This is a genomic window from Rhizobium sp. BK650 (genome assembly GCF_014195325.1).
Classification (GTDB): domain Bacteria; phylum Pseudomonadota; class Alphaproteobacteria; order Rhizobiales; family Rhizobiaceae; genus Rhizobium.
This window is the reverse complement of the sequence record NZ_JACIBK010000008.1, coordinates 76,786-98,545: the sequence shown is the minus strand read 5'-3', so window position 1 is coordinate 98,545 and position 21,760 is coordinate 76,786. Positions and strand designations below refer to the sequence as shown.

Below are 21,760 nucleotides of genomic sequence, written 5' to 3'. Positions count from 1 at the left end.
CTCCGGAAATTTGAAGGATGGCCAAAGACACGAATTGAATGGGCATGAATTGAAGCCGCGAAGCGTTTTTCCTAGACATATTGCAGCCCGCGCGCCCGGTCGAAAACCCATATAGGACAGCTGATCGGCAAGACAATCAGAGAACGCGGACAATTGTTCCCTTTCTAAGGAAGGGCAGGATGCGGCGCATATCGCGGACGCTGATCGCGACACAGCCGGCGGTAGGCTCATAACCGGGGCGGATGAGATGGAAGAAGATTGCCGAGCCGCGGTTGCGCACCCGTGAGGTCACATTCCAATCGAGTACCAGGCAGATATCGTAAAGCCCGTCCTTCCGCTTCATCTCCTCATGGCTCGGCTTGAATGGTGCCTTGACCAGCCTGTTATAGTTCGCATCAGCGGGCTGATCGCACCAAAGCATATTGGTGCGAATGCGTTTGAGGGCCAGCGTTGTGGGAAGGTAACCGTTTCGCTCGCCGCGGCGGAAGCCGTATAGCAAAGGCATGGCAGCAATCGGCGTTGCGCCGTCACCTTCCTGCTTGATCACCGATCGGCCGCTGCGGCCGATCGCAGCGGGCATGGTAAGCGGGCCAAACCGAACGATGGCGCGACTTGGGTTGCCGGGCGCAGCACGCACCACGAGCGTTGACGGCCGGCCATTTCGCTCTCGCCTTGCTTTTTCCATTTTTCTCGCATGTTCTTGAATTGCCTTGGGGTTCGATTGAAACCATATGAAACCCTACGCGGCAACATTAGACCGCCAATCCTTGCCAAATGTGGAATTTGGCGTAGGACTATCTGACAAACGCAAGGACGCACCCGCATGACCGCACGCACCATTCTTCTGGTGGATGACGATGACGACCTTCGTCAGACGCTGACGGAGCAATTGTCGTTGTATGAGGAATTCACGGTCCTGCAGGAAGCGACCGCGGGCAAAGGCGTCCAGGCCGCCCGCTCCAATCCGGTCGATCTGCTGATCATGGACGTCGGCTTGCCGGATATGGACGGCCGCGAAGCCGTCAAGCTGCTGCGCAAGGGTGGCTTTAAGGCGCCGATCATCATGCTGACGGGTCACGATACGGATTCGGATACGATCCTCGGCCTTGAGGCCGGCGCCAACGACTACGTCACCAAGCCTTTCCGTTTCGCCGTGCTGCTCGCCCGCATCCGCGTGCAGCTTCGCCAGCACGAACAGAGCGAAGATGCCACTTTTACCGTCGGCCCCTATCTCTTCAAGCCAAGCCAGAAGCTGCTGACCACCGACAACGGCCAGAAGATTCGACTGACGGAGAAGGAGGCAGCGATCATCCGCTATCTCTATCGCGCTGAACAGAAGGTCGTCACCCGCGACGTCCTGCTGGAAGAAGTCTGGGGCTATAATTCCGGCGTCACCACCCACACGCTGGAAACCCATGTCTACCGCCTGCGCCAGAAGATCGAACGGGATCCATCCAATGCCGAGATTCTGGTGACGGAAAACGGCGGCTATAAGATCATCCCGTAGCATGTCTCTTTCCGACGATATCCAGCTGTTGTCGCAGCTTCCGCTCTTCAAGGACATGAATGAGGACCAGTTGCGGCTGATAGCCTTCGGCGCAGACCGTCGCGTGATTGCGGCCGGGCAGATGCTGTTTCGTCAGGGCTCGCCGGCCGAAAGCGCCTATGTAATCACCAGCGGCAGCCTTGAACTCAGCGTAGCCGGCTCGGATGGCAGGGCGCGGACCGAAGCCATCGTCGGGCCGGGAGCCTTGATTTCGGAACTGGCCCTTATCACTCAGGTGGAGCGCAAATTCACCGCTGTCGCACGCGAGGATACCGGCATCATCCGCATCACGCGAGCGCTGTTCCTTCGCCTGATCGAGGAATTTCCGTCGGCGGCGCGCATCATGGAAAACCGTATCCGCGACAGTATTGCCGATCTTGCAGCGCAAGCCGCAAGTCAGTTTCATCGTTTCAGCTAAAGCTTCTCAGAGATTGAGATGCACAGTCACCGGCACATGGTCGGAAGGGCGCTCCCAGCCGCGTGCTTCCTTCAGCACTTCGATGCGCTGCAGATGCGGAGCGAGGTCGGGCGACGACCAGATGTGATCGAGGCGCCGGCCCTTGTCGGCAGCTTCCCAATCCTTCGCGCGGTAGCTCCACCACGTATAGAGCTTCTCATTGGCAGGCACGTGCTGGCGCATGAGATCATGCCAACCGCCGCGCTTCATCACCTCGAGCAGCCCATCGGTTTCGATGGGCGTATGGCTGACGATCTTCAGAAGCTGCTTGTGCGACCAGACATCATGTTCCAGCGGTGCAATATTGAGATCGCCGACGAGGATGGCTGAGGTATTTGCTTCAGCGCTGGCCTTGAGATTCTTCATCTCCTCGATGAAATCGAGCTTATGGCCGAATTTCGGATTGATCGTGCGATCCGGTTCATCGCCGCCGGCAGGAACATAGAAATTATGCAAGCGGATGCGCCGGCTGCCGCGCTCGAAGACCGCCGAGATATGACGCGCATCGCCGACATTGCAGTAATCCTGCCGATGATCCTCGGTCAGCGGCACGCGGGAGGCGATGGCAACTCCGTGATAGCCTTTCTGGCCGTGGATGATGATATGCTCGTAGCCCATGGCGCGTAGCGGCGCCAACGGGAAGAGGTCGTTCGGAACCTTGGTTTCCTGCAGGCAGAGAATGTCGGGCCGGTGCTTTAATACCAATTGCTCGACGATCGGCATGCGCAGTCGAACCGAATTGATGTTCCAGGTGGTTATGGAAAAGCTCATGCCATGCCCTTTCAGATCCCTCTGAAAGGGCTTTAGAGCAAAGGCGCCAGCGAGAAAACCGGCCGCAGGCAAAAGCGGTCGGTGATCAACCGAAAAGCATCAATCGCGGTTTGCCGAAGTGCCCTTGATATCCTCATAGGGCACCCGGAAGACGCGCTCGTCGAAGGCAACACCGGTTTTTACGTTGAAGATCATGACCGACGTATCCTTGCCCTGATTATCGGTGATCGTCCACTGGCGCAGGTCATAGGTCTTCGGGTCGAACATCATGGTGATGGTTGAGTTGCCGAACACCGTATTGTTGCCGAGCGAGATCGTCGTCAGATCGGACTCTTGCTTCACCCCCTTCACCATGCCGGCGGAAAGGTCGATATGCGGCGCAAGCAGCAGGCTGAGCGGCGTCTTGGAGAGCGGATAGAGATCCCAGGTCTTGAGCTTAATATTGCCGATCGCGACGTTCCTGCCGTCGGCAATCACGCGCATCGGCGACGGATCGTCATAGTTGAAGCGTAGCTTACCGGGGCGCTCGATGAAGAACTTGCCGCCGGTCTGCTCGCCGCGTGGACCGAACTGCACGAACTCGCCCTGCATGGTGGCGACGCTGGAGAAATGATCGGCAATCGCCTGTGCCGTAGCGTTGTTGGCGGCGGGGGCCGCCGCCTGTGCGACCTGCGCGAGAGCGGGAAACGGAACCGCGCCTGCAACTGCCGCAGCGGCAAAGACACCAAGGACGTCACGGCGGCTTACCGGCAGGCCGGAAAAGATGGATGCGGAGTTGGTCATGTGAACCTCCTGTATGCGGTCTGCATGCCGCTGAAAGGCGGCGTCTTCAAGGCACCGCGATCGTCCGGTAAAAGGTAACGGATTACACGCCCGAGGGTTTCCGCCGTCGGGCCGCGCTGCAAAATTTCCCGTATCAACGGTCGAGAATATCCCCGTCCGTCGGCACCAGAATCTCGCGTTTGCCGGCATGGTTGGCAGGGCCGATAATGCCCTCCTGCTCCATGCGCTCGATCAGCGAAGCAGCACGATTATAGCCGATGCCGAGCCTGCGCTGAACATAAGAGGTCGACGCCTTGCCATCCCGCAGGACTATGGCGACGGCCTGATCGTAGGGATCCTCTGAATCGGCAAGGTTTGCGGTGCCGGCCGGACCGCCGCCATAGTCATCATCCTCATCGTCATCGGCGGTAATAGCATCGAGGTATTGCGGCGAGCCCTGCGTCTTCAGATAGGAAACGATCTCTTCGACTTCCACATCAGACACGAAAGGACCGTGGACGCGCTGGATGCGGCCGCCGCCGGCCATATAGAGCATGTCGCCCATGCCGAGCAACTGTTCAGCGCCCTGCTCGCCAAGGATCGTGCGGCTGTCGATCTTTGAGGTGACCTGGAAGGAAATGCGCGTCGGGAAATTCGCCTTGATCGTGCCGGTGATCACATCGACCGAAGGACGCTGTGTCGCCATGATGACGTGAATACCGGCCGCACGCGCCATCTGCGCGAGGCGCTGGACCGCACCTTCGATATCCTTGCCGGCGACCATCATCAGGTCAGCCATCTCGTCGATGATGACGACGATGTAGGGCATCGGCTGCAGGTCGAACTCTTCGGTCTCGTAGACAGCCTCGCCGGTCTGCCTATCGAAGCCAGTCTGCACCGTGCGCGAGATCGTGTCGCCCTTGGCAAGCGCCTGTTCGACGCGGGTGTTAAAGCCGTCGATATTGCGAACGCCAATCTTCGACATCTTCTTGTAGCGCTCTTCCATCTCTCGGACGGTCCATTTGAGCGCAACGACAGCCTTCTTGGGATCGGTGACGACAGGCGAAAGCAGGTGCGGGATACCGTCATAGACGGAAAGTTCCAGCATCTTCGGGTCGATCATGATGAGGCGGCACTGTTCCGGCGTCATGCGATAAAGCAGCGACAGGATCATGGTATTGATGGCGACGGACTTGCCCGAACCGGTCGTGCCGGCCACCAGGAGATGCGGCATCTTCGCAAGATCGGCGATGACAGCTTCGCCGCCAATCGTCTTGCCAAGCGCCATGGCGAGCTTTGCCTTGGAGCTTTCGAAATCGCGCGAGGCGATGAGTTCGCGCAGATAGACGGTTTCGCGCGTCTGGTTCGGCAATTCGATACCGATCGCATTGCGCCCCGGCACAACGGCGACGCGGGCGGCAATCGCGCTCATCGAACGGGCGATATCGTCGGCAAGGCCTATAACGCGGGACGATTTGATGCCGGGCGCCGGCTCCAGCTCGTAGAGTGTGACAACCGGGCCGGGGCGGACATGGATGATTTCGCCCTTGACGCCGAAATCCTCCAGCACGCCTTCCAGCATGCGGGCATTCTGCTCCAGCGCATCAGCCGAAAGCGTCGAATCGCGCACGACGTTCTTCGGCTCTGCGAGCAGGTGCATGGAAGGAAGCTGGAAACCCTCCGGTCGGATGAACGAACTTTGCGCCTCGCGGTCGACGCGGGCGCCCGGCTTCGGGCGGGCCGAGGTGGGAATGACGCGCGGCTCGGGCTTGGCATTCGATTTCGCCGGCGCGCGGATCATCCAGTCATCGCCGTCGTCAGGCAGGATATCGGCCGGACGTGGCGGCATATCAGTGTCGAACGGCGGATCGTCGTCCTCATCGTCATCATCGTTGAGCGAGATGGAAGGCGGCGATACGACACGCCGACTCGATGCGACGCGGGACTCCATGGACGGATCCATCCGCTCGCCGCGTGCAAGAGGCTTGGCACGTACGGGCTCGTTCAGCTTACCAAATTCATCGTCGTTGAAATCGTAGGGCGATTCGAAATCGCTCTGGCGGCGCTTGCGCGGGCCCATGCCGAAAAGCCGGCGGAAACGGGCCTGGTTCATGTACCAAGCGTGGGTGATAGCACCACCAAAGGCCATCCAGCGGGATTCGTCGTCTTCATCATCCTCTTCGCCCACGACACGCGCCTTGCTTCGCGTATCGACATAATCCTCTAGTTCGTCTTCCTCCTCATCGAGCTCGTTGCGGCCAACGATACCGGCAGCAAAGAGCATCATCCACGCCGTTGGAACGGCGAAGACGCAGCCGACGGCGGTGGCAAAAACACCGGTTGGATAAGCGCCGACGAAAAGAGCTGGGAAACGCAGGATCATGTCACCGATGACCCCACCGATACCGTTCGGGATCGGCCAGGTGAGCGGCGGCGGGAAACAACCGATGACGGCAGAGGAAAGCACCGTACCGGCAAGCCAGGCACCGGCGCGCGCCGGGATGCGGCTGATGTGGCGGCCGGAAATCAGCGCCAGCGCCCAGGCAACGACGGGCAGCATCGAAACGACGCTGGCCAGCCCCAGGAACTGCATGGCGATATCGGCGAAGGCAGCCCCACTGTAACCCAGCACGTTAGTCGGCAGATTGCTCGTGGCATACGAATAGCTGGGATCGGTGACATTCCAGGTCGCAAGCGCCGCAACCGCGAGCGCCAGCGCCAGAAAGACCGCAAAGCCCGTGAGAGCCTGGATCTGCCGCAGCATGAATGCCGAGAAGGAGAACCGGTCAGGACGGCCATCCATCGCCGGCGACGTGCTTCTTGCCATGTTCTAACCCGTCCAATGCCTGTGGGCACGCGAATCGCCAATGCTTCGCCGCGCCAAATGCGTCCGCTCCACCTAATCAAAGTAGGGTTAAAGCGATGTTAACCATGCATATGCCGGATCGCTAAAAAGAAAAGGGCCCGAACCTTGGAAGGTCCGGGCCAAGAGCGGCTTATGGTTAGATAGGCCGCGACGGGCTGTTCGGCGGCGCTCTGTGCCGGGCGCCGCAAACCCTGTGATTAGGCGTGGTAGGCCGCTTCGCCATGCGTTGCGAGGTCGAGACCTTCGCGCTCGGCTTCGACGGAAACGCGCAGGCCGACGATGACATCGACGATCTTGTAGAGGATCGCAGAGCCAATGCCCGACCACAGCAGCGTCGTGAGAACGCCCTTGGCCTGGGCCAGGACCTGGGTTGCCGTACCGGCATAGGAGGCAGCGAAATCGGCGGTCGAGTAGTCGACGATACCGGCGCCACCAAGGGCCGGATTGACGAGGATGCCGGTGCCGAGAGCGCCGATGATGCCGCCGATGCAATGGACACCGAAGACGTCGAGGCTATCGTCATAGTTGAACTTGTTCTTCACGACGTCGACGAAGAAGTAGCAGACCGGCGAGACGATGAGGCCGAGAACGATCGAACCCATCGGGCCGGCAAAGCCCGCAGCCGGAGTGACGGCGACGAGGCCGGCGACAGCACCGGAAGCGCCGCCGAGCATGGAAGCCTTGCCGCGAGCGAAGCTTTCGACGATGCACCAGGACACAGCGGCAGCGGCCGTGGCGACGAAGGTGTTGATCATGGCGAGCGATGCATAGGCGTTGGCTTCGAGGTTGGAGCCGGCGTTGAAGCCGAACCAGCCGACCCAGAGCAGCGACGCGCCGACCATGGTGAGCGTCATCGAGTGCGGAGCCATGATCTCCTTCTTATAGCCGGTGCGCTTGCCGAGCATGATGGCGCCGACGAGGCCAGCGATACCGGCATTGATGTGAACGACCGTGCCGCCAGCAAAATCGATTGCGCCATAGGAGAAGATCAGGCCGGCGGGCGACGTGTAGGAACTCGGGCCGCCCCAGAACCAGACCATGTGCGCCATCGGGAAGTAGATGAAGGTGACCCAGAGCACGACGAAGAGCATGACGGCCGAGAACTTAACGCGCTCGGCGAATGCGCCGACGATGAGGCCGGGCGTGATGCAGGCGAAGGTCATCTGAAATACGATAAAGGTGTATTCAGGGATGGCGACGCCCTTCGAGAAGGTTTCTGCGAGCGATGTGGTGTTGACCCCTGCGAGGAAGGCCTTCGAGAAGCCGCCAACGAAGCTGTTCAGCGAGCCACCGTCAGTGAAGGCGAGCGAATAGCCATAGGTCACCCAGATCAGCGCCACGACGGCGGTGATCATGAAGACCTGCATTAGCACGGAGAGCATATTTTTGGCACGCACGAGGCCGCCGTAGAAAAGCGCAAGACCCGGGATCGTCATCAGGAGGACGAGCGCCGAGGAGACGAGCATCCAGGTATTGTCACCCTTGTCCATGGTGAAGGCCGGAGCAGCGGCGGCTGCCGGGGCTGCTTCCTGTGCGAAAGCAACAACCGGCGCCAGCAGGGCTGCCGAAAGGGTGCCTACCCGTGCGATGTTGGAGGAAAACTTCGAAATTGACATTGGAAATAGCTCCTTGATCTGCCGTTCTTTTTACAGCGCTTCTGAATCGGTCTCGCCGGTGCGGATGCGCACGGCATGGTCGATCGAGTAGACGAAGATTTTGCCGTCACCGATCTGGCCGGTCTTGGCAGATGCTGCGATGGCCTCTATCGCCTTGTCGACGATTTCGGATGCGACCGCGATTTCGATCTTGAGCTTCGGCAGGAAGCTGACCGCATATTCAGTACCGCGATAGATTTCGGTGTGTCCCTTCTGACGACCGTAACCCTTCACTTCGGTCACAGTCAGGCCCTGGATGCCGATCGCCGTGAGGGCTTCGCGGACCTCATCGAGCTTGAACGGCTTGATAATGGCCATCACAATTTTCATCTGGTTTCCCATCCTTCGTTATCCTCGGCGCGGAGCCGACTCTCCTTGCCGCTGACGGTTTCTTGAACAGCGACCGCCAACAGACATTCAAAGGATGTGCCAGATTCGTGACGATCGTTAAGTTGTTGAAATGTAAAGGATATGGAATAGAGCGCCAATAAACAGGCAAATGAACGGCCAATAAGCGCACAAATAACACGCAATTTTATAAATATGCATACTATTTAATCATTTGCCTTTTTCCGAATCAGGCCTTCCTGCGCAACCGACGCAATCAGAACACCAGAACGTGTAAACAGGCTACCGCGGGTCAATCCCCGGGCACCTGAGGCAGACGGGCTATCCTGCGTATAAAGCAGCCAATCATCAAGCCTCTCCGGCCTGTGGAACCACATGGCGTGGTCAAGGCTTGCGACCTGCAGGTTCTGGTCGAAAATGGACGTTCCGTGAGCATGCAGCGATGCATCGAGTAGCGTCATGTCTGAGATATAGGCAAGCACGGCAGCCTGATAGAGCCGGCTTTCCGGCACGGGACCGGTGGCTCGCACCCAGACATCCTGCCGCGGATCGAGCTTCTCCCGCGTGAAATAGTGCTTGAGCGAAACGGGCCGGATTTCGATCGGCCGCTCACGCTCCCAATATTTGCGCACCGCCGCCGGCGCACGGGCGAGATACTGTTCCTTGATCTGTTGTTCGCCGAGCAGCGTTTCCGGCATCGGCACCAGCGGCATGGGAATCTGATGGTCGTAGCCCGGTTCTTCCAGCTGGAATGAGGCCGACAGTGCGAAGATCGCCTTGCCGTGCTGGATTGCGACGGCCCGGCGCGTGTTGAAGCTCGAACCGTCGCGAATGCGCTCGACCTGATAGATGATCGGCACGGAGGGATCGCCGGGGCGCATGAAATAGGCGTGCAGCGAGTGAATAAAGCGCTCGCTTTCCACCGTGCGCTGCGCTGCCATCAGCGCCTGCGCGATCACCTGTCCGCCGAAGACGCGCTGCCAGCCAACCTGTGGACTGCGGCCGCGAAAAATATCGACCTCGATTGGCTCGATATCGAGCGTTGAAATCAATGTTTCCATGGCGGTAGGTTTGTCCGTTTGTTCCGTCATTTTGTTCGGCTCCCGGCGGTAGGAAGTGGCAATATGATGATCTATATAGATCGCATCTGATCGTAAAAAGTAACAGGAGCGGACGATGCTGGACATGCTGGTTGTGGGCGGAGGTTATGTTGGCCTGTCCGTGGCCGTGGCGGTCAAGCAGGCGGCACCTCATCTCGATGTCGCCGTCGTCGAGGCGGCGCCCGAGCATGCCTGGAAAAGCGATATGCGCGCCTCTGCCATCATTGCGGCAGCGACGAAGATGCTTGAAGTCTTCGGCATCTGGGACGAGATCGAGCCGGAAGCGCAGCCGATCAATAAGATGGTCGTTACCGATTCCAGGATGTCCGATCCTGTCCGCCCGATCTTCCTCACCTTCGACGGCGAAGTGGCCGATGGTCGGCCATTCGCGCACATGATCCCGAATTTTGTGATGGTCGGCGCACTACGCGGATTGTGCGAACGGCTCGGGATCGAGATCCGCCACGGTCTCAGTGCCACGGGACTGAAAACCGGCGACACCAATATCGAAGTCAGCCTTTCGGACGGCAGTACGGTGCAGTCGCGCCTGCTGGTCGCTTGCGACGGCGTGCGCTCAAGGCTACGCGACTTTGCCGGCATCAAGACCGTGACCTGGGACTACGGCCAGTCCGGCATCGTCACCACGGTCGAGCACGAACGCCCGCATCACGGCTGCGCCGAAGAACATTTTCTTCCATCCGGCCCCTTCGCCATCCTGCCGCTGCGCAACAACCGGTCATCGCTGGTCTGGACCGAGCGGACGCACGACGCCAACCGCCTTGTCGCCGCCGACGATCTGGTTTTCGAGGAGGAATTGGAACGCCGCTTCGGCCACAAGCTCGGGGCTCTCAGGGTCGTTGGCGACAAGCGAGCCTTTCCTCTCGGTCTGACACTCGCCCGCTCCTTCGTCGCCCCACGCTTTGCCCTTGCCGGCGACGCAGCGCATGGCATCCATCCGATCTCCGGCCAGGGCCTCAACCTCGGCTTCAAGGACGTGGCAGCGCTGGCCGAAACGATCGTCGAAGCTGATCGCCTCGGTCTCGATATCGGCGCCATCAATATTCTGGAGCGCTATCAGAGTTGGCGCCGCTTCGACACGTTCCGCATGGGTGTCACGACAGATGTGCTGAATCGTCTCTTTTCAAACGACATGACGCCGATCCGTATTGCACGCGATTTCGGGCTCGGCATCGTCGATCGCCTGCCCAGCCTAAAATCCTTCTTCATCGGCCAGGCAGCAGGAACCACAGCCAAGAACAATCCGCGGCTGCTTGCAGGCGAAGCGCTCTGATCTTACGCCTTAGTCTTCGAGGCTGCGCGCTTCCGAAACCAGCATGATCGGAATGCCGTCCCGAATAGGATAGGCAAGACGAGCCTTTTCCGAAACGAGTTCGTTATGCTCGCGGTCATAGGAAAGCCGCCCCTTGGTCAGCGGGCAGACGAGAAGTTCGAGAAGTTTGGGATCAACCCGGCTCAGCTTTTCGTCCATAGCGTCCCCTACTGCAGCACGGTATCGGAATCGCCGAAAACACGGGCAAGCACGATTTCCGTAATGGCAATCAAGGTTTCCGCTCTGGTCCTCAGATCGGGTGCCTCGAGCAGCGCCTGCTTTTCAGCCGGGCCGAAGGGCGACATCATCGCGAGTGAATTGACGAGGGTAAGGTTGCTGGCGCGCTCCACGCTTTCCCAATCGGCTTCCAGCTTATTGGCATCGAGATAGGCCTTGAAAGCCGTCAGCAGCGCGCTGCGGTCGACGGCTTCCTCCTCATTCTCGGCGGAGAGGTCCGATATGAACGGCGCGATACGGAAGGTGCGGAACGGCTGGCCGTGCGATCGTTCCCCCAGCAGCCGGAAGCGGCACACGCCCGTCAGCGAGACAATGTAACGTCCGTCACCGGTCTCGGCATAAGAGGTAATCCGGCCAAGGCAGCCGACTGCCGCAAGCTCAGGTGCATGCGTCTTGTCTTCATGCTCGCCATGTGCCGGCTGCACCATGCCGATCAGACGGTTTCCGGCCAATGCGGCATCGAACATCGCGAGATAACGCGGCTCGAAGATATTGAGCGGCAACTGCCCGGCAGGCAGGAGAAGCGCACCTGTCAGCGGAAAAACTGCAACCTCATCCGGTAGATCGCTGGGCTTCAGATATCTGGCATTGCCAACTTGCATGAAGACTAGTCCCGCACTCCTTCGGCGGACGCATCTGCGGCGCCCGCTCCCACGAGAAATGTGGTGCCCTTATGTAAAAACGCAAGGGTGGATGCGGCAAACTCAGGAAAACAGAATCGAGGAAAGCTTGCGGCGAGCCGAAACAGTCGCCGGATCCTTGAATCCCCAGACCTCGAAGAACTGCAGAAGCTGGCGACGCGCCCCATCGTCGTCGAAGGCGCGATCCTTACGCATGATGGTGAGCAGGTGTTCCGCCGCTTCCTCGCGCTTGCCCTCGACGTTGAGGATCTTGGCGAGTTTCAGGCGGGCCTCGTGATGATCCGGGTTCGATGCAAGCTCGCGCTCCAAAGCGACGGGATCGCCGAGCTTGCGGGCTTCCTCGATCTGATCGAGTTTCTTCAGGACCGCCTGAATACCTGCCTCCTTGGCAAGCGCCTCAGACAACTCGCTCAACATCTGGCGAGCCTCGCCATGCTGGTCGGCGGCGATCAGGCACTCGGCCATGCCGGCGAGAGCCTTGGCGTTTTCCGGTTCGGCCTGCATGATCGCGCCATAAAGCTGCCCCGCTTCATTGATGTTGCCGGCGGCAAGTAATTCGCCCGCTTCCGCCAGAACGGCTTCGATCTCAGCGGCCTGATCGGCACCTACAGGACCTGCAACACGATCGATGAACTGGCGGACCTGACTTTCCGGAACCGCACCCATGAAGCCGTCGGCCGGGCGACCGTTGACGAAGGCGATGACGGCTGGAATGGACTGGATGCCGAGCTGACCGGGGATCGAGGGATGATCGTCGATATTCATCTTGACCAGCTTGACGCGGCCCTGGCCTTCGTTGACGACTTTTTCCAGGACGGGCGTCAACTGCTTGCAGGGGCCGCACCAGGGCGCCCAGAAATCGACCAATACGGGCTGGTTGCGCGATTCCTCCAGAACATCCTTCGAAAAATTCGCCGTCGTCGTGTCCTTAATATGACCGCTGCCCGCCGCAGGCTGGGGTGCGGTGCCATAGCTTGCTGTTGCCGACATCTGGTTGCCGAAGGAACCGTTATAAGGATTGTCGCTGCCACTCATAGGTATCTCCCGCCGCGCCGATCTGCCGGCGTCTCTGATAGCGCTAAAATCGTATGTCAGGACGTCACTTTCAAGACAAGCGGCTTATGCCCCGTCGCTTCCATGAATCGTATGAGATCGGCGCTGGCGATCGAAGTGGTTGCATCATTGGAGAGCGGATGGCAGTTGATGATCTCTTCATGCATCAGATCCGCATCGAGCACGAAGGTGACGTCGTTGCCGGTATCGTTGATCGCGCCGAACGCTGTAACAGCGCCTGGAATGACGCCCAGATATTCCATCAGTTTCTCGGGTTTGCCGAAGGAGACGCGGCCGGAAGCGCCGATCAGAGTATGGACCTGCTTGAGGTCGACGGCGGCGTTTTCCTCCACTGTCAGCAGGAAATACCGATCCTTCTTATCCTTCACGAACAGGTTCTTTGTGTGCCCGCCGGGAATCTCATCCCGCAGCGCCACCGATTCGGCGACCGTGAAAACCGGCGCATGGTCCTTGGTACTGTGGGCAATGCCGAGACCATCGAGAAAGACGAGAAGATCCTGGCGAGTCCTGGGCTTGTTTTCGGTCATCATCGTTCCATCAAACGAGAAAGAAGCAGGTTTAACGGACTGCTTACGTCCGCCTCGTGGGCTTGGCAACCTTCGAGACCGACGCTTTGCCCTGCATTCGCGGCCTTTGCAAAGCCGGTTTTCCACTGCCAAAACTTTTCTTCGTTTTTCCGTCATTTCCCTGTTGCATTTGAAAATCGTTTGGGCGATATAGCGCCCGTCGCCGCAAGGTGACGCCCACGGTCCGCTACTTACTACCCCGGACCGGTGCGGATTTGAGCGGGTGTAGCTCAGGGGTAGAGCACAACCTTGCCAAGGTTGGGGTCGAGGGTTCGAATCCCTTCGCCCGCTCCAGTTTCCCATTTGTCCGACCCGGAGACATAGGTAACAGATCGTTCCTAAGACATGGGTGACAACCTCGTGCCGAACGGGTTGTCGATGGTTTGCAAAGTCCTCTGCTCCAGATCGATATATCCGAGATCATAGTGCATGAAGCTGACGAGCCAAATACCGTCGTCGACCTCCTTGAGGCCGAGCCTGTGACCGGCCATGACGGTCGAGATGTTGATCTTCTTGCGATGGATGCAGATGCGACCGCAACTGGTGACCAGTGCCTCCTTGTCGTGGAAGGGATAGCTGATCTGCGGCAGCCCCTGATAGGTTCGCGCCGATGGCGTGTAGATGTCTGCGGGCGCCTTCATGGCAAGCGCCTCGTGCGGCCTTTCGGTATTGAATTCGCTGATGAATGCATCGAAGCGCGCCTGCTGCTGCAGGATGTTGCGGCCGGGTGGACGCGTGGCCTCTTTCTTCAGCGTCAGGTGCATGCGCTCGTGCCGGCCATTCTCTTGCGGATGGCCCGGCCTGATGCGCTCGAGCGCGATACCGAGCCTCAGCCACCATGCCGACAGCTTCGACAGATTGGAGAGCCCGTTGGGGCTGGCAAATGGCAGGCCGTTGTCGGAGCGGATGGCGTCTGGCAGGCCACGCTCGTCAAACAGCCGGTGGAAGGCCTCGAAGACGCCGCGCTCCCGTGTCGATTCGAAAGCTTCGCAGCATAGGAGATAGCGCGAAGCCTGGTCGGTGACCGTCAACGGGTAACAATATCGGCCATCGCCAAGCTTGAACTCGCCCTTGAAGTCGGCACACCACAGGTCATTGGGATCGAGCGGCGCCGACAGCGGCGTTCCCACGGCCTTGTTCGCCCGGTTCCTCTTGCGGGCCTGGCTCACAAGGCCGTATCGGTCGAGCACCGCATGCACCGTGCTTCTGGCTGGCACCCGCACGTCGCCGGCCAGCCGTTTGACCAGCAACTCCCTTATCTTGCGCGCCCCCCAGTGCGGCTTGTCCTTCTTGAGTCGCACGATCATCGCCTCGACCGGTTCGGGCAGTTGATTGGCATAACGCACCGGCCGACGCGACCGGTCCGTCAGCGCTTCCAGACCTTCGTCCCTGTAGCGGTTGAAGATCTTGTAGCCGGTCTTGCGCGAGATGCCGAACGAACAGCAAACCTCGCTCATCCCTTCGCCCTCCAGCAACCGGGCGACAAAACGAAGACGTTCCTCCATCACCGAAGTCTCTCTCCACGGCATCAACACCTCCCGCAAAAGCGAAAAGTGTTACCCATGTCTCCAGTACGCTCCGTCACCTATCTCTCAGATCGGGCAAAATAAGCCTTCGTATTGGTCATAGCGAAATTCAAACGTCTCGTCGCGCATGCTACGAATCGCCATAACCGACTCGTCAAAGCAAAACAGGCCGAGCTTCGATCGAAGTCCATTCCATTTGCGATGGCGGAGGGCGTTCGTTGCCCCTTCGGTCACCGTAAACAGATTTGTGACGTCCGATTGATCCTGCTCAATGCAAAATGTGGTAGTATCCGATTAGGCTCTTCGAGCTTTGTTGGGAGGCTTCTTCGCGCACACGCTTTATCTATCCCTGCCTCTGGCACAGATAGAAGAAGATTCCCGTCGTTCAGATCTGCGGTGGATCGACATGCTCGTCAAAGACGTAATGACGACAACGGTTGTCACAATATCACCTGACCATAGCGTTCGGCATGCGGCCAGACTGATGTCCGACCAGCACATAAGCGGAGTTCCTGTCGTTGACGACGGTGGACGCTTGTTGGGTATCATCAGCGAGGGCGATCTGATCCGTCGAACGGAGCTATCCAGTGGAACATTCGCCCTGAAGACGGACATGGGAGTTGGCCCGGATGACAGGGCGAACGCTTTTGTAAAACGATGTGCATGGAGAGTGGGTGACGTCATGACACCCGAGCCTGTCACGATCGACGAAGATGCGCCCCTTTCCCGTGTTGCCGGGCTCATGCAGGACCGCGGCATCAAGCGCATTCCGGTCCTGCGGGACGGCAATCTCGTCGGCATCGTCAGCCGCGCCGACCTTCTGCAGGTAATTTACTCGGCAAAATCGGACGATACGGCCACTGGTGACGAAGCCATCCGACGCAGCATTCTTGTCCGGCTCGGTGAAAATACCGGCCTGGAAGGACTGGATGTGTCCGTGACGGTCGCTAATGGGGTCGTGCATTTTTGGGGTAATGTCGAGACGGCGGCTTGCCGCAGGGCCGCGCGGATTCTCGCGGAAGGCGTCAACGGCGTCCGCGGTGTGGTGGAGCATTTCCCGGAATCTCCTCCGCAATAGGACCGCAGCATCCACATGAGACTGCACCGGCCTTCATGAAACGGGCCGGCGAGATCCAGCAATGTCATTTTGATTGGGAGACTGAGATGGCTTCACTTGACACGGCAGTGATGAACAAAAAAGTCTCGGTAGCGTCGCCTGGAAAAATGCCGCTATCGGCCGAAGAGCTCCGGCTGATGGACGCTTACTGGCGGGCATCAAACTATCTTTCGGTCGGGCAAATCTATTTGCTCGACAATCCCCTGCTCAAGAAGCCCCTCGCACGCGAACATATCAAGCCGCGGCTGCTCGGCCATTGGGGAACCTCGCCGGGCCTGAACATGCTCTATGTGCACCTTAATAGGGTGATCAAGCGCGACGACCTCAACATGATCTATGTGATCGGCCCTGGCCACGGTGGACCGTCGCTCGTCGCACATGCCTATCTGGAAGGGACCTACAGCGAATTCTACCCGAATATCGGCCAGGACGAGGAGGGCATGAAACGGCTGTTCAAGCAGTTCAGCTTTCCCGGCGGCATCCCGAGCCACGTCGCCCCCGAAACACCCGGAAGCATACATGAAGGTGGCGAGCTCGGTTACGCACTCAGCCATGCCTATGGCGCAGCCTTCGACAATCCCGATCTGATTGTCGCCTGTGTCGTCGGTGACGGGGAGGCCGAGACGGGCCCCCTCGCGACGGGATGGCATGGCAACAAGTTTCTCAATCCTGCCCGTGACGGATGCGTTCTGCCGATCTTGCACCTCAACGGCTATAAGATCGCCAATCCCTGCTTCCTTGCCCGTATTCCCAAGGAGGAATTGGTAAAGTTCTTTGAGGGCATGGGATACGCACCCCTTTTCGTGGAAGGCCACGAGCCCGATCAGGTACAGCAGCAGCTTGCCGCAGCGATGGACACTGCCGTTGCGTCGATCAAAAAGATCTGGGCGGATGCACGAGACAAAGGGAATGTCCGCCGTCCTGCATGGCCGATGATCGTTTTCCGCACACCGAAGGGCTGGACTTGCCCTTCCGAAATCGACGGCAAGAAATGCGAAGACTATTGGCGTTCGCACCAGGTTCCGATGGGCGATATGGACAAGCCGGAACATATCAAGGTGCTTCAACACTGGATGAAGACCTACAGGCCCGAGGAACTTTTCGACAGTAACGGCAAATTGCGGGCTGAGCTGGCCGTGCTGGCCCCGACCGGGCATCGCCGCATGAGCGACAATCCGCATGCGAACGGCGGGCTGATGCTGCGCGATCTCAAGATGCCGGATTTCCGTGATTATGCCGTCTCGGTGCCGAAGCCGGGATCGGTAACGGCAGAATCCGCTCGCCTCATGGGTAAGTTCCTGCGCGACGTGATGAAGCTCAATCTCAACAGCCAGAACTTCCGGCTGTTTAGCCCAGACGAGAACAACTCCAATCGCTGGCAGGATGTGCTGGAGGTGACGGATCGCTGCTATATGGCCGAGATCTATCCCGAAGACGATCACCTGTCGCCGGATGGCCGCGTCATGGAGGTTCTGAGCGAGCATCAATGCCAGGGCTGGCTTGAAGGCTATCTGCTAACCGGGCGTCATGGCTTTTTTTCCTGCTACGAGGCCTTCATTCACATCATCGACTCGATGTTCAATCAGCACGCCAAATGGCTGAAAGTGTGCAACCACATTCCTTGGCGGCGGCCGATCGCCTCGCTCAACTACTTCCTGAGTTCGCATGTGTGGAGACAGGATCACAACGGCTTTTCTCATCAGGATCCAGGCTTCATCGACCATGTGATCAACAAGAAGGCGGAGGTTATCCGGGTCTATCTTCCGCCGGATGCCAATACGCTCCTGTCCGTCACTGATCATTGTCTGCGCAGCCGCAACTATGTGAATGTGGTCGTCGCAGGCAAGCAGCCTGCGCCGCAATGGCTCACCATGGATGAAGCCATCAAGCACTGCGCCGAAGGCCTCGGAATTTGGCAATGGGCCAGCAATGACCGGGATTCGGAGCCGGATGTGGTGATGGCCTGCTGCGGGGATGTACCGACCCTCGAGACGCTCGCCGCCGTCCAGCTGATCCGTGAGCATCTTCCCCAAGTGAAGGTGCGCGTCGTCAATGTCGTCAATCTGATGAAGCTTCAGCCCTCGAGCGAACATCCTCATGGGCTTTCGGATCGTGACTTCGATGCGTTCTTCACAAAGGACAAGCCGATCATCTTCGCATTTCACGGATATCCCTGGTTGATTCACCGGCTGACTTATCGGCGAACCAACCATAAAAACCTGCACGTCCGGGGATATAAGGAAGAGGGAACGACCACGACGCCGTTCGACATGGTCGTTCTGAACCAGCTCGATCGCTTTCATCTCGTCGAAGACGTCATCGATCGGCTGCCGCAGCTCGGCGCGCGCGCAGCCTATTTCAAGCAGGCAATCCGCGGGAAGCTGATCGAGCACCGGCAATATATCGAGGCACATGGTGATGATATGCCCGAGATCAGCGGCTGGAAATGGGGCGTCAAGAGCACGGAGAAAGGGAAGGCGGCGACTTCCACAGAGGGAGACAATGCCTAGGCGACGTGTCGCAAATAAATGATCATACCGGCAGGCGTCCAATCAAGGCCGCCTCCGGTTGTCCGACGAAACCATCTGATCTCCTCGGTTACCCTGCCATGTCGGAATTACTGTCAACCGATCCCGAATTGAACCGAATGCCGACGGATGAGGACCTCAGTCGCCTTCAGTTCACGACCTTGCTCTACTATCTGCAATGCACGAATCCGGACAACGGGTTGGTCCGAGACAAGACACAGGCAGGCGCACCGGCGAGTATCGCCGCCATCGGCATGGCTCTTGCCACCATTCCCGTCATAGTGGAGCGCGGTGTCGTCATTCGCGAGTTTGCCGCCAAGATCGCCAGACGCCGACTGGAGTTCCTGATGTCCTGCCACCAGGGACCGGAACCTGACGCATCCGGCTATAAGGGTTTCTTCTACCATTTCCTCGACATTGAGACGGGGAGACGAGTCTGGCAGTGCGAATTGTCAACGATCGACTCGGCTTTCTTGTTCGCCGGTGCTTTGACCGTCGCAGCTTATTTCGATGCAGACACCGAGGACGAGGCGAAGGTTCGCGCACTTGCCAACGCGCTATACGAGCGCGTGGACTGGAATTGGGCTCGCGACCACGGGGCTACGCTCACCCATGGCTGGCGACCGGAAAGTGGATTCATTCCCTATCGCTGGCGGGGCTATGACGAGGGCCTGCTTCTTTACATTCTCGGGCTCGGCTCGCCGAGCCATCCTCTGCCACCGGAAAGCTATACGGCTTACACGGAGAGCTACGAATGGCGGAATATCTTCGGTCGCGAATTGCTCTATTCCGGCCCGCTCTTTACGCATCAGCTTTCACATATGTGGATCGATTTTCGCGAAATTCGCGACAATTTCATGCGTGAGCATCGCAGCGACTATTTCCAGAACAGCCGGCACGCCACTTTCGTCCAGCAGGAATATGCCATTCGCAACCCGCTGAACTTTAAAGGCTATGGCGAACATTGCTGGGGTTTCACGGCAAGCGATGGCCCTGGCTGGATCAAGAGAAATATAGACGGCGTCGATCGGGAATTCTTCGACTACGTCGCCCGGGGCGCACCCTATGGGCCGGATGATGGAACGGTATCCCCCTGGGTGGTGGTCGCCTCGCTGCCATTTGCGCCGGAAATCGTCATCCCGACCGTGCGAAACTTTGCCCGCATGAAACTTGGAATGACGCGACTTTACGGGTTTAGGCCGTCGTTCAACCAGACATATACGACTGGTGACAACAACGATGAATGGTGGGTCAGCCCCTACCATTTCGGGATCGACCAAGGTCCCGTTGTCTTGATGATCGAAAACTACCGAAGCGGCTTGCTGTGGAACATTATGCGTCGCTGCGAGCCGGTGGTTGTCGGACTAAGACGAGCGGGGTTTTCAGGCGGCTGGTTATGATGGCCGTGCCGGATCCGCGCGAGTTTTCCTGACGCACAACGGGCTTGTGGCGAACAACGCCGCAGACGGTTTCAAAGAACCAGATTGCGGGACGGTCAGGCTTTCTGTTTTTAATCAATCCACCTCCAGGAGCCGTCCGAACCGTATTCCAGAACAGCATCGTAGGATGAGCGTGGGGCATCGGGCTCGGCGAAGTTGACGCACGCGATCCTTCTTTCGGCCAGAAGCCGGAGGATTGCGGTCAGAAGCTCATGACCGAAGATGGCATCGGCTTTTTCCAGAACAATATACGTCGGAGTGGCTATGATCGCGCTTGCAAGTGCAACGAGCTGTTGCTCGCGAGGCGACAGCAGCGTGGACCAGTCTTGCTCGCTGTTCAGGTCATTGGGCATCAAACCGCGTGTGAGCCCGAGATTCTTCAGCAAAGCGAGGATTTGTTCATCCGTTTCTTCGATCGAATGCTCCGGGGATACCAGGATTTGGCGCAGTGTTCCCGGCCCCCAATAGGCCCGCTGACCGAGAAACCGTACATTTCGACGGGGTGGGATGACGATGCGCCCGGTCCCTGACGTATTAAGCCCTGCCGTCGTCCGAAATAAAGCGGAGGCCGCGGCCTCACTTTCTCCTGCAACGATTACCCGCGTATCGGTTGGGATGACGACTGACAAATCCGTCACCAATGCCTCTCCTGTCGGCGACGTCAGCGTCAGGTGTTCATAGCCAAGACTGCCCCCAGTCTCGACGAGTTCGATACCGATATCCGCCGGGCTGCTAGCCTCCTCGATCGCTTCCAAAAGGGAACTGAGGCGCCCCACGACGGTCGCGAAGTTCGAGATCGAGTTGAATTGTGCGACGATGAATGAGAGCGCACCGACGAGCATGGCAAAGGCTGCCGCCGACTGCGTGATGACCCCAAATTCGATATCACCGCGCATGAACGTGGGCGCGATGATTACGACCGGAATGATCTGTATCATCCAATTGTAGCCGGTGGTGAAGAAACCAACGTTGCGATTGATGCCGATTATCCGCCTGAAATTTGCGGCAAGGCTATCGAACTGCTTGAGGAGCCGATCTGTGTGGCGTTGTTCGGAACCCTCGATCATAATCGATTCTGTATTTTCACGAACACGGATCAGTTCGGACCGGAAAGCTGCTTCGCGGTCGAGCTGGTTATAGTTCAGGTCGATCAAAGGTCGTCCCAACACGATCGTCATAAACGATCCGAAGGCGGCGTAGATAACCGCCGCAAAGAACAGAAGCGGACTGATCAGCCACAACACGCCCGAAAAGGTGAAGATCGTCAATACGCTGCTGAGCAGCATAAGCAGGAAGGAAAGCGTCGTCGTCGTGAATGCCTTGACATCCTCAGCGATCCGTTGGTCAGGATAGGCAACTTTACCTCGAATGCCGAGCCGGTAGAAAGTGCCGTCGGCCATATAAACACCGATTGCACGGCGGGTGAGGTGCTCTCGCCAAAGCAAAGCCAGTCGTTCTTCGGCGAAGCGGGCAATCACCGATACGGCCGTTGAAGCAGCAAAAGCGCCAGCGTAGAGGATCGCCTGGCGGATAAATTCGGCAGTCTGCCTATCAGCGATCGCAGTCATGAAGTGCCGGCCGACGAAACTGTTGACGACGTTCAGAGCGCTGATGCCGGCGAAGAGGGCGATCAGGGAAGCGAGAAGGAACCCGGCTCGTCCGCCAACATCGGATGTCATGAACAATTTGATCGCGCGGATGAACCGAATTGCCGTCAATTTAAGTGGAATTTGCTGCTGGTCCATGCTTGCCCCCCCCGCCTTGCGTGCAGATGGATTATAGCGTGAAAATGCCGAC

The 21,760-nt window shown here is 58.6% G+C and carries 19 protein-coding genes and 1 tRNA gene; 7 read left to right on the top strand and 13 right to left on the bottom strand.

Annotated elements, in window-relative coordinates:
- Nucleotides 1-136: 136 nt before the first annotated feature.
- Complete coding sequence (locus FHX15_RS19680) at nucleotides 137-685, bottom strand: L,D-transpeptidase (RefSeq protein ID WP_184400042.1); 549 nt, start codon at nucleotides 683-685, stop codon at nucleotides 137-139.
- A 138-nt stretch (nucleotides 686-823) separates the two neighbouring features.
- On the opposite strand from FHX15_RS19680, the gene FHX15_RS19675 reads away from it, so the two are divergent.
- Together FHX15_RS19675 and FHX15_RS19670 are read left to right on the top strand one after the other, a co-directional pair.
- Nucleotides 824-1,507, top strand: a complete 684-nt coding sequence (locus FHX15_RS19675) for a response regulator transcription factor (protein WP_112564470.1) — start codon at nucleotides 824-826, stop codon at nucleotides 1,505-1,507.
- Nucleotide 1,508: 1 nt separating this feature from the next.
- Entirely contained in the window at nucleotides 1,509-1,964 is a 456-nt protein-coding gene (locus FHX15_RS19670; RefSeq protein WP_184400041.1) for a cyclic nucleotide-binding domain-containing protein, read from the top strand.
- A 6-nt stretch (nucleotides 1,965-1,970) separates the two neighbouring features.
- On the opposite strand, the gene FHX15_RS19665 is transcribed toward FHX15_RS19670, so the two are convergent.
- The 6 genes from FHX15_RS19665 to tesB form a co-directional block, all read right to left on the bottom strand.
- Nucleotides 1,971-2,774, bottom strand: a complete 804-nt coding sequence (locus FHX15_RS19665; protein ID WP_184400040.1) for an exodeoxyribonuclease III — start codon at nucleotides 2,772-2,774, stop codon at nucleotides 1,971-1,973.
- Between the two features lie 99 nt (nucleotides 2,775-2,873).
- Complete coding sequence (locus tag FHX15_RS19660; protein WP_184400039.1) at nucleotides 2,874-3,557, bottom strand: outer membrane lipoprotein carrier protein LolA; 684 nt, start codon at nucleotides 3,555-3,557, stop codon at nucleotides 2,874-2,876.
- 133 nt (nucleotides 3,558-3,690) lie between these two features.
- Nucleotides 3,691-6,363 carry a DNA translocase FtsK gene (locus FHX15_RS19655; protein WP_184400038.1) on the bottom strand — a complete coding sequence of 891 codons (2,673 nt, stop codon included), beginning with the start codon at nucleotides 6,361-6,363 and terminating at the stop codon, nucleotides 3,691-3,693.
- 236 nt (nucleotides 6,364-6,599) lie between these two features.
- Entirely contained in the window at nucleotides 6,600-8,018 is a 1,419-nt protein-coding gene (locus FHX15_RS19650; protein ID WP_184400037.1) for an ammonium transporter, read from the bottom strand.
- Between the two features lie 30 nt (nucleotides 8,019-8,048).
- Entirely contained in the window at nucleotides 8,049-8,399 is a 351-nt protein-coding gene (locus FHX15_RS19645) for a P-II family nitrogen regulator (protein WP_184400036.1), read from the bottom strand.
- A gap of 212 nt (nucleotides 8,400-8,611) precedes the next feature.
- Nucleotides 8,612-9,496 carry an acyl-CoA thioesterase II gene (gene tesB, locus FHX15_RS19640; RefSeq protein WP_184400035.1) on the bottom strand — a complete coding sequence of 295 codons (885 nt, stop codon included), beginning with the start codon at nucleotides 9,494-9,496 and terminating at the stop codon, nucleotides 8,612-8,614.
- Nucleotides 9,497-9,581: 85 nt separating this feature from the next.
- Between tesB and FHX15_RS19635 the strand changes: the two genes are divergently transcribed.
- Complete coding sequence (locus tag FHX15_RS19635; protein WP_184400034.1) at nucleotides 9,582-10,796, top strand: ubiquinone biosynthesis hydroxylase; 1,215 nt, start codon at nucleotides 9,582-9,584, stop codon at nucleotides 10,794-10,796.
- A 9-nt stretch (nucleotides 10,797-10,805) separates the two neighbouring features.
- Here the strand turns inward: FHX15_RS19635 and FHX15_RS19630 are convergent, their stop codons facing one another.
- From FHX15_RS19630 to FHX15_RS19615, 4 genes are all read right to left on the bottom strand, one after another.
- Nucleotides 10,806-10,994, bottom strand: coding sequence for a Trm112 family protein (locus tag FHX15_RS19630; RefSeq protein WP_112545684.1), 189 nt, complete (start codon nucleotides 10,992-10,994; stop codon nucleotides 10,806-10,808).
- Nucleotides 10,995-11,002: 8 nt separating this feature from the next.
- A complete protein-coding gene (locus tag FHX15_RS19625) occupies nucleotides 11,003-11,674 on the bottom strand; it encodes an LON peptidase substrate-binding domain-containing protein (protein WP_184400033.1) in 672 nt (223 codons plus the stop codon).
- Nucleotides 11,675-11,776: 102 nt separating this feature from the next.
- Entirely contained in the window at nucleotides 11,777-12,748 is a 972-nt protein-coding gene (gene trxA / locus FHX15_RS19620; protein ID WP_184400032.1) for a thioredoxin, read from the bottom strand.
- Between the two features lie 56 nt (nucleotides 12,749-12,804).
- A complete protein-coding gene (locus tag FHX15_RS19615) occupies nucleotides 12,805-13,317 on the bottom strand; it encodes a prolyl-tRNA synthetase associated domain-containing protein (protein WP_184400031.1) in 513 nt (170 codons plus the stop codon).
- Between the two features lie 255 nt (nucleotides 13,318-13,572).
- On the opposite strand from FHX15_RS19615, the gene FHX15_RS19610 reads away from it, so the two are divergent.
- Nucleotides 13,573-13,647: transfer RNA gene (locus FHX15_RS19610), tRNA-Gly, on the top strand.
- Between the two features lie 44 nt (nucleotides 13,648-13,691).
- Here the strand turns inward: FHX15_RS19610 and FHX15_RS19605 are convergent.
- Nucleotides 13,692-14,882: an IS481 family transposase gene (locus tag FHX15_RS19605; protein ID WP_184400030.1), complete on the bottom strand. Its 1,191-nt coding sequence runs from the start codon at nucleotides 14,880-14,882 to the stop codon at nucleotides 13,692-13,694.
- Nucleotides 14,883-15,285: 403 nt separating this feature from the next.
- On the opposite strand from FHX15_RS19605, the gene FHX15_RS19600 reads away from it, so the two are divergent.
- The 3 genes from FHX15_RS19600 (at nucleotide 15,286) to FHX15_RS19590 (ending at nucleotide 19,924) form a co-directional block, all read left to right on the top strand.
- Nucleotides 15,286-15,957 carry a CBS domain-containing protein gene (locus tag FHX15_RS19600; protein ID WP_184400242.1) on the top strand — a complete coding sequence of 224 codons (672 nt, stop codon included), beginning with the start codon at nucleotides 15,286-15,288 and terminating at the stop codon, nucleotides 15,955-15,957.
- A gap of 86 nt (nucleotides 15,958-16,043) precedes the next feature.
- Nucleotides 16,044-18,506 (top strand): phosphoketolase, encoded by a 2,463-nt coding sequence (locus tag FHX15_RS19595; protein ID WP_184400029.1) that lies wholly within the window; start codon nucleotides 16,044-16,046, stop codon nucleotides 18,504-18,506.
- 98 nt (nucleotides 18,507-18,604) lie between these two features.
- The gene (locus tag FHX15_RS19590) at nucleotides 18,605-19,924 is read left to right on the top strand and encodes a glucoamylase family protein (protein WP_184400028.1); all 1,320 of its coding nucleotides are present in this window, start codon (nucleotides 18,605-18,607) and stop codon (nucleotides 19,922-19,924) included.
- A 110-nt stretch (nucleotides 19,925-20,034) separates the two neighbouring features.
- Here FHX15_RS19590 and FHX15_RS19585 read toward each other — a convergent pair whose 3' ends face one another.
- Complete coding sequence (locus tag FHX15_RS19585; RefSeq protein ID WP_184400241.1) at nucleotides 20,035-21,708, bottom strand: ABC transporter ATP-binding protein/permease; 1,674 nt, start codon at nucleotides 21,706-21,708, stop codon at nucleotides 20,035-20,037.
- Between the last annotated feature and the right edge of the window lie 52 nt (nucleotides 21,709-21,760).

What these genes read in the sequence shown, in the direction of transcription:
- FHX15_RS19680 (WP_184400042.1), bottom strand. Translation starts at nt 685, where the DNA reads ATGGAAAAAGCAAGGCGAGAGCGAAATGGCCGGCCGTCAACGCTCGTG.
- FHX15_RS19675 (WP_112564470.1), top strand. Translation starts at nt 824, where the DNA reads ATGACCGCACGCACCATTCTTCTGGTGGATGACGATGACGACCTTCGT.
- FHX15_RS19670 (WP_184400041.1), top strand. Translation starts at nt 1,509, where the DNA reads ATGTCTCTTTCCGACGATATCCAGCTGTTGTCGCAGCTTCCGCTCTTC.
- FHX15_RS19665 (WP_184400040.1), bottom strand. Translation starts at nt 2,774, where the DNA reads ATGAGCTTTTCCATAACCACCTGGAACATCAATTCGGTTCGACTGCGC.
- FHX15_RS19660 (WP_184400039.1), bottom strand. Translation starts at nt 3,557, where the DNA reads ATGACCAACTCCGCATCCATCTTTTCCGGCCTGCCGGTAAGCCGCCGT.
- FHX15_RS19655 (WP_184400038.1), bottom strand. Translation starts at nt 6,363, where the DNA reads ATGGCAAGAAGCACGTCGCCGGCGATGGATGGCCGTCCTGACCGGTTC.
- FHX15_RS19650 (WP_184400037.1), bottom strand. Translation starts at nt 8,018, where the DNA reads ATGTCAATTTCGAAGTTTTCCTCCAACATCGCACGGGTAGGCACCCTT.
- FHX15_RS19645 (WP_184400036.1), bottom strand. Translation starts at nt 8,399, where the DNA reads ATGGGAAACCAGATGAAAATTGTGATGGCCATTATCAAGCCGTTCAAG.
- tesB (WP_184400035.1), bottom strand. Translation starts at nt 9,496, where the DNA reads ATGACGGAACAAACGGACAAACCTACCGCCATGGAAACATTGATTTCA.
- FHX15_RS19635 (WP_184400034.1), top strand. Translation starts at nt 9,582, where the DNA reads ATGCTGGACATGCTGGTTGTGGGCGGAGGTTATGTTGGCCTGTCCGTG.
- FHX15_RS19630 (WP_112545684.1), bottom strand. Translation starts at nt 10,994, where the DNA reads ATGGACGAAAAGCTGAGCCGGGTTGATCCCAAACTTCTCGAACTTCTC.
- FHX15_RS19625 (WP_184400033.1), bottom strand. Translation starts at nt 11,674, where the DNA reads ATGCAAGTTGGCAATGCCAGATATCTGAAGCCCAGCGATCTACCGGAT.
- trxA (WP_184400032.1), bottom strand. Translation starts at nt 12,748, where the DNA reads ATGAGTGGCAGCGACAATCCTTATAACGGTTCCTTCGGCAACCAGATG.
- FHX15_RS19615 (WP_184400031.1), bottom strand. Translation starts at nt 13,317, where the DNA reads ATGATGACCGAAAACAAGCCCAGGACTCGCCAGGATCTTCTCGTCTTT.
- FHX15_RS19605 (WP_184400030.1), bottom strand. Translation starts at nt 14,882, where the DNA reads ATGCCGTGGAGAGAGACTTCGGTGATGGAGGAACGTCTTCGTTTTGTC.
- FHX15_RS19600 (WP_184400242.1), top strand. Translation starts at nt 15,286, where the DNA reads ATGCTCGTCAAAGACGTAATGACGACAACGGTTGTCACAATATCACCT.
- FHX15_RS19595 (WP_184400029.1), top strand. Translation starts at nt 16,044, where the DNA reads ATGGCTTCACTTGACACGGCAGTGATGAACAAAAAAGTCTCGGTAGCG.
- FHX15_RS19590 (WP_184400028.1), top strand. Translation starts at nt 18,605, where the DNA reads ATGTCGGAATTACTGTCAACCGATCCCGAATTGAACCGAATGCCGACG.
- FHX15_RS19585 (WP_184400241.1), bottom strand. Translation starts at nt 21,708, where the DNA reads ATGGACCAGCAGCAAATTCCACTTAAATTGACGGCAATTCGGTTCATC.